The sequence below is a fragment of the Paenibacillus sp. S28 genome (genome assembly GCF_016624415.1).
Lineage (GTDB): Bacteria > Bacillota > Bacilli > Paenibacillales > Paenibacillaceae > Paenibacillus_AQ > Paenibacillus_AQ favisporus.
This window is the reverse complement of record NZ_JACVTM010000027.1, coordinates 53,003-63,115: the sequence shown is the minus strand read 5'-3', so window position 1 is coordinate 63,115 and position 10,113 is coordinate 53,003. Positions and strand designations below refer to the sequence as shown.

Here is a 10,113-nt window from a genome sequence, read left to right as displayed (position 1 = left end):
GGACGTTGCCAAGCGAAGGACCACTGTTGATAACATCGACAGTGGTTTTTTTGTTCCCCCCGCTCCTGTTGATAAGGGGCTTTTTTCATCCACAGGCTCCAATGTTTTTGACATTCCTTCATCTGAATTATGCACAGATAACGTTTTCGACTCCCCGTTTCGCCAAAAAACCATCCACAAATACACAAAATGATCCCCATAACCCACAGATGATCGTGAATAACCACGACAAGATCCTATTCTTTATATTAGTTGTCCCCAGGTAAACAGGATAGTTTGCAGGATGGATTGACTTTGCACACAGGTTTTGCCATACTCGTCTTTGAATTGAATTCAATGATTGTCAGGACGATGATGGTTTGATTGAATTCGCAGGCACATCCTTAATATAGGCGAGGTGGAAGCATGGAAATCCGGAATTTACGGGAAGAAGAATTTGAGCAAAGCACTCGGCTAAGCGAATATGCTTTTCAATACAAGATGACTCCCGAGCGAAAGCAGCTGGCCAAAGAACGATTTAAACCTGAGCAGGTGTGGGGCATTTTTGACGAAGATGAGCAACTGGCTGCTAAGCTGGTGTTAATCCCGTTTACGGTATCGGTTCAAGGTGAGACTTTTCCTATGGGCGGAATTGCGAGCGTTTCCACATGGCCGGAGAACCGAAGGCAGGGTTATATTAAGCATCTGTTGACGCACGCTCTGCAGCAGATGAATGAGAACGGGCAGGTCTTTTCCATGCTGCACCCCTTTTCCTACCCGTTTTACCGGAAATACGGCTGGGAAATGTTCAGTGAGTACAAGAAATATGTCATTTCTACCGATAAATTGCCGGCAAAGGTCATCACTGAAGGTGCGATTCGGCGGGATATCAAAGACGTGGATGTTCTGGATACGGTCTATGCTGCATTTTCCAAACGTTATAATGGATTAATGGTCCGAACCCGGGAATGGTGGACCCGTTCGGTACTGGATGAAGATGGGCATACCGCGGTTTATTATTCGGCTTCAGGTGCGCCGGAGGGATATGTTCTTTATAAGGTGGAAAACAAGGAGTTCACCATCGATGAACTCGTTTATGTCACGGATGAGGCACGTCGTGCGCTATGGACTTACATCGCCAATCACGATTCAATGGTGACGCAGGTAATCGTCAATTTCATGCCGATGGATGACAGTCTTACATATCATTTGGCCGATCCGCGGATTAACCAGGAGATCATTCCATATGGGATGGCCCGTGTCGTAAATATGAAGAAACTCGTCGAAGCTTATCCTTTTACAGCCTCCGGCGAGAGGGGATCCGAGCGTCTAACTATTCAGCTGACGGATATGTATGCACCATGGAATGAAGGCGTTTGGAGCTGGTCGTTTTCATCGGACGGAACCGCATCGGTCTCTCCCCTGGATTCATCTCAAGAACAGCAGGATGAGGTCCTTAGCTGCGACATCGAGGCACTGACCGTCATGCTGACGGGGTTCAAACGGCCGGCTGAACTATACCAATCCGGACGAATTTCAGGCAGTGCGAAGGCAGTGAGCATATTGGAAGCGCGGATCCCCGCCCGACAGACCTTGTTTATGGACTTCTTTTAATTATGGAATAAAGTACCTTGCTGTACAATTCTATTGAGCCGGGATCCGGTCAGAATAATAGCCCTCTGCATATGTTGCAGGGGGTTATTTTGTATCGGTGCGGTATAAAAAGAAGGAGAACGTCAAAAATGAAGAGACACCCTCTTGGCAAAACGTGAGAATATGTTATAATTTAGATCAAAGAAAGTCAAAGTCAACGTAAATTCAAATGTATGTTTGTTTACCGTTGAACTCACAATAGTGAGTGCGCAAGGTTTAGATCAGTTATAACATATTCACCCGGTTAAGATCCAGATTCGAGCCCACGACCATTGGTTAAGTTTAGAGAAGATGGTATGGGTATGCGAACGGACTAACGAATGACCATGAAGGTCTTGACGTTTTAACGTAATGGAGGATGAACAATGCGTAATATCTCTGATATTATTGAACAATATCTGAAGGGTATTCTGCATGATAGTCCCGAAGGAATGATTGAAATTCAGCGCAACGATCTGGCTGATCAGTTCTCATGCGTTCCATCCCAGATCAACTATGTGATCAGTACACGATTCACGCTGGAAAAAGGTTATCTTGTGGAAAGCAAGCGCGGTGGCGGAGGGTATATCCGGATTCAACGGATTGAACTCCCGCAATACTCGGCGCTTCATACGCATCTCCACCAAACGATTGGGGAACGCATCGATCAGAACGTGGCCGAAGGGCTGATCTATCAGTTGGAGGAAGCACGCATCCTTAGCAAACGCGAAGCGAGCATTATGCGCGCCGCGATATCCAGAGAGTGCCTGATGATCAAGCTTCCTTACCGGGATGAGATACGTGCTCGGCTGATGAAGGCGATGCTGATTTCTTTGTTAGGCAAATAGGCTTACGGAGAAAAAGGAGGTACATCGGTATGCTTTGCCAAGAATGTGGTAAGAGACCGGCGACTCTCCATTTTACCAAGATTGTGAATGGTGAGAAGACGGAGTTTCATTTTTGCGAATCCTGTGCCCGGGAGAAAGGGGAAATGATCCCCGGAACCTCTGGCGGATTTTCTATACACAGCCTGCTGTCTGGTCTCATGGACATTGACATGGCCGGCAAAGGGGCGGCAAGCAGCGCCAAGGCTGCTCAATCGCTGAGATGTGAAGAGTGCGGAATGACGTACTCGCAGTTTAGCAAGATCGGCCGGTTCGGCTGCAGCTCCTGTTATAAGTACTTCGGCAACCGCCTGGACCCTCTGCTCAAAAGAGTTCACGGCAGTACCGTACATGTCGGCAAGCTGCCTAAGAGAGGCGGCAGCAAAATTCAAGCCAAACGGAAAATCGACGGCTTGAAGCTCGAGCTTCAGCAGCGTATTCATGAAGAGGAATTCGAAGAGGCTGCGAAGCTGCGCGACCAGATCCGTAAGCTTGAGAAAGAATTGTCTGAACAGTAAAGTTCACTCGAAGGAGGAGGAATGCGTGATGCCAAATCTCCGGTTTACCGAGAAAGCGCTGAGCGATTGGATGCGCGGCCAGGCCGATGCTTCCGAAATCGTCATCAGCAGCCGGGTTCGGGTTGCGCGCAACCTGCAGCATCTTCCTTTTCCGCTATTGGCCACCCGCCAGCAGTCGGAGGAAGTGCTCAAACGTCTGACGGGTATTCCCAGTGATCACCTTCAGTCTTTTGGAACTTTTTATACCGTGGAGCTCGACCACATCGATCCGCTGGACAAAAGGGTGCTGGTAGAGAAGCATTTGATCAGCCCTAATTTGGCGAATGAATCCCAGAACGGTGCGGTGATCCTCAGTGAGGACGAATCGGTCAGCATTATGATTAACGAAGAGGACCATCTTCGCATTCAATGTCTATACCCCGGTTTTCAAATCCGCCAAGCGTGGGAGAAGGCCTCGAGCATTGACGATAAATTTGAGGAATACATCGATTACGCCTTTGACGATAAGCACGGGTACTTGACCAGCTGTCCAACCAATGTGGGCACAGGGCTGCGGGCTTCGGTCATGATGCACCTACCGGCGCTGGTGATGACCCAGCAGATCAACCGGATTTTATCCGCCGTTTCACAAGTTGGGCTCACCGTTAGAGGAATTTACGGGGAAGGCAGCGAAGCAATAGGTAACCTGTTCCAAATTTCGAATCAGATTACATTGGGACAGACCGAGAATGAAATCATCGACAACCTCCACAGCGTCGTGCTGCAGATTATCGAGCATGAGAAAAATGCACGCACGCGGCTTATGAACGATTCCAGACTTCGCATTACCGACCGCATCAAACGGTCCTATGGGATTTTATCCTACGCGGAAGTCATGGATTCGAAGGAGGCGGGGCAGCGTCTCTCCGACGTGCGCCTTGGAGTTGACCTCGAGATTCTCGAAGGACCGTCCATTTCGGTGATGAATGAACTGAATGTGATGACCCAGCCGGGCTTCCTGCAGAAAACCTACGGTCACGATATGAACACTGAAGAACGCGATATTTACCGGGCGAAGCTCATTCGGGAAACCCTCGGAAAGCGCTGAGCCTTTATGATATACAGCTTTACGATGAAGGACGCAAGTGGAAAAGCGATGATAAAACTCATGGAGGTGCAGGAGATATGATGTTCGGAAGATTTACGGAACGTGCGCAGAAGGTGCTCGCATTGGCACAAGAGGAAGCGGTTCGTTTAGGGCATAACAACATTGGTACGGAGCATATTTTGCTCGGACTGATCCGGGAAGGGGACGGCATAGCCGCTAAAGCTTTAATCGGACTCGGACTTGGCCTTGAAAAAATCCAGGATGAAGTGGAAACGCTCATCGGACGGGGGCAGGAACAGCCGACGAATATCGCTTATACCCCTCGCGCCAAAAAGGTAATTGAGCTGTCCATGGACGAAGCGCGCAAACTGGGTCATACGTATGTGGGCACAGAGCACATCCTGCTCGGCCTCATTCGCGAAGGCGAAGGCGTGGCCGCCCGTGTGTTGAATAATCTCGGCATCAGCCTGAATAAGGCACGTCAGCAAGTGCTGCAGCTGCTGGGGAGCAGCGAAGCTGTATCCAGCCATCACGGCAACCAATCCAACGTCAGCACGCCGACGCTCGACAGCCTGGCCCGTGACTTGACTGCCATTGCCAAGGAAGGCAACCTGGATCCGGTCATCGGCCGCAGCAACGAAATCGAAAGAGTTATCCAGGTCCTCAGCCGCCGGACCAAAAACAACCCGGTGCTGATCGGTGAACCGGGGGTTGGTAAAACCGCCATCGCCGAAGGCCTGGCGCAAAAGATCATCAACAACGAAATCCCGGAAACGCTGCGTGACAAACGCGTCATGACGCTGGACATGGGATCGGTTGTAGCCGGTACGAAATACCGCGGCGAGTTCGAGGACCGCTTGAAGAAAATTATGGATGAGATCCGCCAAGCGGGCAACATCATCCTCTTTATCGACGAGCTGCATACGCTGATCGGTGCCGGCGGCGCGGAAGGTGCTATCGACGCATCCAACATTCTGAAGCCGTCGCTTGCCCGGGGCGAGCTGCAGTGCATCGGTGCCACCACGCTGGATGAGTACCGCAAATATATCGAGAAAGACGCCGCTCTGGAGCGCCGTTTCCAACCGATCACGGTGGATCAGCCGTCTCCGGAAGAAGCAATTCAAATTCTGTTCGGCCTGCGCGACCGCTACGAAGCGCATCACCGCGTGAAAATTACGGATGAGGCGATCGTGGAAGCCGTGAAGCTGTCGGACCGCTACATTTCCGACCGGTTCCTGCCGGATAAAGCGATCGACCTGATCGACGAGGCGGGCTCCAAAGTAAGGCTTCACACGTACACCATTCCGCCGAATCTGAAGGAACTGGAAAGCCGGCTTGAAGATATCCGCAAGGAAAAAGATTCGGCTGTGCAAAGCCAGGAATTCGAGAAAGCGGCAGCCCTTCGCGATACGGAGCAGAAGATCCGCGAAGAGCTGGACGTTACAAAGAACCAATGGAAAGAAAAACAGGGCCGTACGGACTCCGAAGTGACGCCTGAGGATATCGCCCAGGTTGTGGCCAGCTGGACCGGTATTCCGGTCAGCAAGCTGAAGGAAGAAGAAACGGAACGCCTGCTGAATATGGAGACAATCCTGCACGAACGCGTTATCGGCCAGGAAGAAGCCGTCAAAGCGGTCAGCCGTGCGGTAAGACGTTCTCGTGCCGGTCTGAAGGATCCGAAACGTCCGATTGGATCGTTCATCTTCCTTGGACCTACGGGTGTCGGTAAAACCGAGCTGGCCCGTGCTCTGGCCGAAGCGATGTTCGGCGACGAAAATGCGGTAGTCCGCATCGACATGTCCGAGTACATGGAGAAACACTCCACGTCCCGGCTGGTCGGAGCGCCTCCGGGATACGTCGGCTATGACGAAGGCGGCCAGCTGACTGAAAAAGTACGCCGCAAGCCGTACTCGGTCGTTCTGCTGGACGAAATCGAGAAGGCGCACCCTGAAGTGTTCAACATTCTGCTTCAAGTGCTGGAGGACGGCCGTCTGACCGACTCCAAGGGCCGCGTGGTGGACTTCCGCAACACGCTGATCATTCTGACCTCCAACGTCGGTGCGGAAGCGATCAAGCGGAACTCCACGATGGGCTTCACGGCAGCTGCTGACGCCGGGGCCGATTACAACAACATGAAAGATAAAGTGATGGGGGAGCTGAAGAAGAGCTTCCGTCCGGAGTTCCTGAACCGGATCGACGAAATCATCGTCTTCCACTCGCTCGAAGAGAAGCACATCGCCGAAATCGTGACGACGATGACCGAAGAGCTGCGTAAACGCCTGCGCGAATTCGATGTCGACTTTACCCTGACGGATAAAGCCAAGGCATTCCTTGCGAAAGAAGGCTACGACCCGGCATTCGGCGCCCGTCCGCTCCGCCGGGCGATCCAGAAGCATATCGAGGACCGTCTGTCGGAAGAATTGCTCACGGGCCATGTGTCCAAAGGCGACTCGCTGATCATCGACGAAGAGGACGGCGCGCTGACGGTCAACAAAAACGAAAATGTATCGGCTAATACGCAGTCGTAAATGAGCCGGTGACTTCATACGAAGCCTGAAACAACAAGGGATTGCCCCGCCGGTTTTTATGGACCCGGCGGGTCGGTCCCTTTTCTGTTTGTTTCGCAGTGAAAAATCAATGTAAAGTTTTTGGATAGACTTTACGATAAATCTTAATAAATGGTAAACTTAAAATAATGCCAAAATTCTGAGGTAACGACATAATTAGACAAATTGGCGGCAGCAAAGGAGAGAGCATGGCCAAATCGAAAACGAAATTTTACTGTACCGAGTGCGGCTATGAAGCTGCCAAGTGGTACGGAAAGTGTCCGGGCTGCCAGGCCTGGAACTCGATGGTAGAAGAAACGGAAAGCATCATCAAGACGCAGGGGATGAATTCCCCGCTTTTTCATAGTAAAGAAAAGCCGCTTTCGATCATAAATATAGAGAGCAGCCAGGAAGCAAGGGTGCTGACCGGGATCGGCGAGCTCAACCGCGTTCTGGGCGGCGGGATCGTTCCCGGATCGCTCATTCTCGTCGGGGGCGACCCCGGCATCGGCAAGTCGACCCTGCTCCTGCAAACGTCGCACGCTCTGACGCAGTCCGGCCTGCGCGTGCTGTACGTGTCCGGTGAGGAATCGGTCCGTCAGACCAAGCTCCGGGCGGATCGCCTCGGTGCCCTGTCGCCGGAACTGTACGTTCTGTGCGAGACCAATATGGATCTGATCGAAGAGGCGATCGAGAGTGTAAAGCCTCAGTTTCTGGTGATCGACTCCATCCAGACGGTCTACATTCCCGAGGTGACCAGCGCGCCGGGAAGCGTGGCGCAGGTCCGGGAATGTACGGCCCGGTTTATGCGCGTAGCCAAGGGGCTCGGCATCGCCACCGTCCTTGTGGGGCATGTTACAAAGGAAGGGGCCATCGCCGGACCGAGGCTGCTGGAGCATATGGTGGACTGTGTGCTTTATTTTGAAGGCGAGCGTCATCATACCTACCGGCTGTTAAGAGCCGTTAAGAACCGCTTTGGATCGACAAATGAGATCGGCATTTTCGAGATGAACGAGGTCGGGCTGGTCGAAGTAGGGAACCCGTCGGAGCTGTTTCTGTCCGAGCGTCCGCTGGGCGTGGCGGGATCCACGGTCGTGGCCAGCATGGAGGGCACCAGACCCGTCCTGGTCGAGCTTCAGGCCTTGATCTCTTCCACGCATTTTCCGTCACCCCGGCGCATGTGCACCGGGATCGACCATCACCGGATGGGACTGATCATTGCGGTGCTGGAGAAGCGGATGGGTATGTTCCTGCAGAATCAGGATGCGTACCTGAACGTGGCGGGGGGCGTCAAGCTGGACGAACCGGCGGTCGATCTGGCCATCGCCGTCAGCATCGCCTCCAGCTTTCGGGATATTCCGACAAAGCCGTATGACGTCATGTTCGGTGAAGTCGGCCTGACCGGCGAAGTCCGGGGCGTCTCCCGTGTGGAACAGCGCGTCCGGGAAGCGGAGAAGCTGGGGTTCAAGCGGATTATTTTACCGGAGAAAAGTTTGAAAGGATGGAGGCACCCCAAAGGTATTGAAATCATCGGAGTGAGTACCGTTGCAGATGCACTAGCGGTCGCGTTAGATTAGGGGGCAAATGAAGATGAAAGAACCGAGCCAATTGGAGAAAATGAACGATTTATTGAAGCTCGTGGCACCCGGTACGCCGTTTCGCGACGGCCTGGAAAACGTGCTGCGCGCCAAAACCGGGGGACTGCTGGTGGTCGGCTACAGTCCCGAAGTGATGGAGGTTGTAGACGGAGGCTTCTCCATCAACTGCGATTTCTCGCCCAACTACTTATATGAGCTGGCCAAGATGGACGGGGCCATCATTTTGAGCGAAGACCTGAAGCGGATTCTGTATGCCAACACCCAGCTGATTCCGGACTCGTCCATATCTTCGATCGAAACGGGGATTCGGCACCGGACGGCCGAGCGGGTCGCCAAACAGACCGGCAAGCTGGTCGTGTCGATTTCCCAGCGCCGGAACATTATTACCTTGTACCAAGGGACGCTCCGTTACGCGTTGAAAGAGATCGGCGTCATTCTAACCAAAGCCAACCAGGCGCTTCAGACGCTGGAGAAGTACCGGGCGGTGCTGAACCAGTCGCTGACGAACCTGTCGGCTTCTGAATTCGAAGAGCTGGTCACCGTTCCCGAAGTGGTCAACGTCATTCAGCGCGTGGAGATGGTTCTGCGCATCAAGATGGAAATCAAGCGCTACATCAACGAGCTGGGGAACGAAGGGCGCTTGATCAGCATGCAGATGGAAGAGCTCGTGAGCAACATGGAGGAAGAAGCTTGGCTTCTGTACAAAGACTATGCCCGTGACGACAACGATGAGAAGATCCGCGAGATGATCGCCGGACTGAAACGGGCGACCGACGACGAGCTGCTCGATATCCACTATGTCGTCCGCCTGCTGGGATATCCGTTGTCGGCCGCAACCTCAGAAGAGTCTGTAGCACCCCGTGGTTACCGGATCCTCAATAAAATTCCACGTCTGCCGAACGTCATCATTCACAACCTGGTGGAACGCTTTGAACGGCTGCCGCATATCATGATGGCTACGATCGAAGAATTGGATGAGGTGGATGGAATTGGCGAAGTCAGAGCCCGCAATATTAAAGAGGGACTGAAACGCTTGCAGGAACAAGTATTCATTGACAGACAAATTTAAATGCCATACAATCAATGGATGACATGGGGGTACTACGATATTTGAGGTGAGAAAATGTTTACGAAATCAATTCCGAACATGTGTACCTTGGGTAACTTGTTTCTCGGAATGGTAGGGATTATGCTGGCCCTTGACAACAAGCTGAGCTTGGCGGCCATCATGATTATCATTGCAATGCTTCTCGACGGATTGGACGGCCGGGTGGCCCGGGCGCTCAATGCACAGAGTGAGTTGGGCAAGGAACTGGACTCCCTCTCGGATGTAATTTCCTTTGGTGTTGCACCCGCTCTTATCATGTACATTTCTTGTTTCCACGATATGCATCATGCGCTGATCTGGACGGTAACCGCCGTATTTCCCATGTGCGGGGCGCTTCGGCTTGCCCGTTTTAACGTCCAATCAGGCAGCCCGGGCTACTTTATAGGTCTGCCTATACCGGCAGCGGGCGGTGTGCTTGCTACATTATCTTTGTTCCGTGATGATATTTCCGCCCCCTATATGATCATCGCCATGCTGCTGCTGTCATACCTGATGGTCAGCACGGTCCGGTATCCGAACTTCAAGAAAATCGGTTTTCCGAAGAAGGCGATGATGTACGCGCCGTTCGTCATCCTTGCCGCAGTTGCGGTCGCCGTTACGTTCCCGGATCAGCTCTCCAAGCTGATTTTCCTGCCGCTGGTGCTGTATGCCGCATACGGTGTGAAGGAGAACGTGAGAAGGTTGTCGCGGAGACGCCGGCGCCATCGCGAGCAGTCCGATAAAGTGTTCAACGACCACTCCTCATAAACGACGTCCTGTTT

At 52.5% G+C, this 10,113-nt stretch carries 9 protein-coding genes; all 9 read left to right on the top strand.

The genetic code is table 11. From position 1 onward, the window contains the following. A partial coding sequence (locus IAE55_RS34055) for a hypothetical protein (protein ID WP_234490025.1) occupies positions 1 to 193 on the top strand: 193 nt, incomplete at its 5' end. 212 nt (positions 194 to 405) lie between these two features. Next, positions 406 to 1,593, top strand: coding sequence for a GNAT family N-acetyltransferase (locus IAE55_RS32470; protein WP_200634866.1), 1,188 nt, complete (start codon positions 406 to 408; stop codon positions 1,591 to 1,593). A gap of 404 nt (positions 1,594 to 1,997) precedes the next feature. Then, positions 1,998 to 2,459 (top strand): CtsR family transcriptional regulator, encoded by a 462-nt coding sequence (locus IAE55_RS32465; protein WP_076176703.1) that lies wholly within the window; start codon positions 1,998 to 2,000, stop codon positions 2,457 to 2,459. A 29-nt stretch (positions 2,460 to 2,488) separates the two neighbouring features. Further along, positions 2,489 to 3,013, top strand: a complete 525-nt coding sequence (locus IAE55_RS32460) for a UvrB/UvrC motif-containing protein (RefSeq protein ID WP_076176704.1) — start codon at positions 2,489 to 2,491, stop codon at positions 3,011 to 3,013. Positions 3,014 to 3,041: 28 nt separating this feature from the next. Next, entirely contained in the window at positions 3,042 to 4,100 is a 1,059-nt protein-coding gene (locus IAE55_RS32455; RefSeq protein ID WP_145030029.1) for a protein arginine kinase, read from the top strand. A 77-nt stretch (positions 4,101 to 4,177) separates the two neighbouring features. Further along, positions 4,178 to 6,628, top strand: coding sequence for an ATP-dependent protease ATP-binding subunit ClpC (gene clpC / locus IAE55_RS32450; RefSeq protein ID WP_145030027.1), 2,451 nt, complete (start codon positions 4,178 to 4,180; stop codon positions 6,626 to 6,628). Between the two features lie 227 nt (positions 6,629 to 6,855). Further along, on the top strand, positions 6,856 to 8,223 hold the full coding sequence (gene radA, locus IAE55_RS32445) for a DNA repair protein RadA (protein WP_089549786.1): 1,368 nt from the start codon (positions 6,856 to 6,858) through the stop codon (positions 8,221 to 8,223). A 13-nt stretch (positions 8,224 to 8,236) separates the two neighbouring features. Beyond that, positions 8,237 to 9,313, top strand: a complete 1,077-nt coding sequence (disA, locus tag IAE55_RS32440) for a DNA integrity scanning diadenylate cyclase DisA (RefSeq protein WP_076176708.1) — start codon at positions 8,237 to 8,239, stop codon at positions 9,311 to 9,313. A gap of 54 nt (positions 9,314 to 9,367) precedes the next feature. After that, complete coding sequence (pssA, locus tag IAE55_RS32435; RefSeq protein ID WP_145950212.1) at positions 9,368 to 10,099, top strand: CDP-diacylglycerol--serine O-phosphatidyltransferase; 732 nt, start codon at positions 9,368 to 9,370, stop codon at positions 10,097 to 10,099. Positions 10,100 to 10,113 lie beyond the last annotated feature (14 nt).

Excerpts from the sequence above, each read along its gene's own strand:
- IAE55_RS32470 (WP_200634866.1), top strand. The coding sequence starts at position 406 with ATGGAAATCCGGAATTTACGGGAAGAAGAATTTGAGCAAAGCACTCGG.
- clpC (WP_145030027.1), top strand. The coding sequence starts at position 4,178 with ATGATGTTCGGAAGATTTACGGAACGTGCGCAGAAGGTGCTCGCATTG.
- disA (WP_076176708.1), top strand. The coding sequence starts at position 8,237 with ATGAAAGAACCGAGCCAATTGGAGAAAATGAACGATTTATTGAAGCTC.
- IAE55_RS32465 (WP_076176703.1), top strand. The coding sequence starts at position 1,998 with ATGCGTAATATCTCTGATATTATTGAACAATATCTGAAGGGTATTCTG.
- pssA (WP_145950212.1), top strand. The coding sequence starts at position 9,368 with ATGTTTACGAAATCAATTCCGAACATGTGTACCTTGGGTAACTTGTTT.
- radA (WP_089549786.1), top strand. The coding sequence starts at position 6,856 with ATGGCCAAATCGAAAACGAAATTTTACTGTACCGAGTGCGGCTATGAA.
- IAE55_RS32455 (WP_145030029.1), top strand. The coding sequence starts at position 3,042 with ATGCCAAATCTCCGGTTTACCGAGAAAGCGCTGAGCGATTGGATGCGC.
- IAE55_RS32460 (WP_076176704.1), top strand. The coding sequence starts at position 2,489 with ATGCTTTGCCAAGAATGTGGTAAGAGACCGGCGACTCTCCATTTTACC.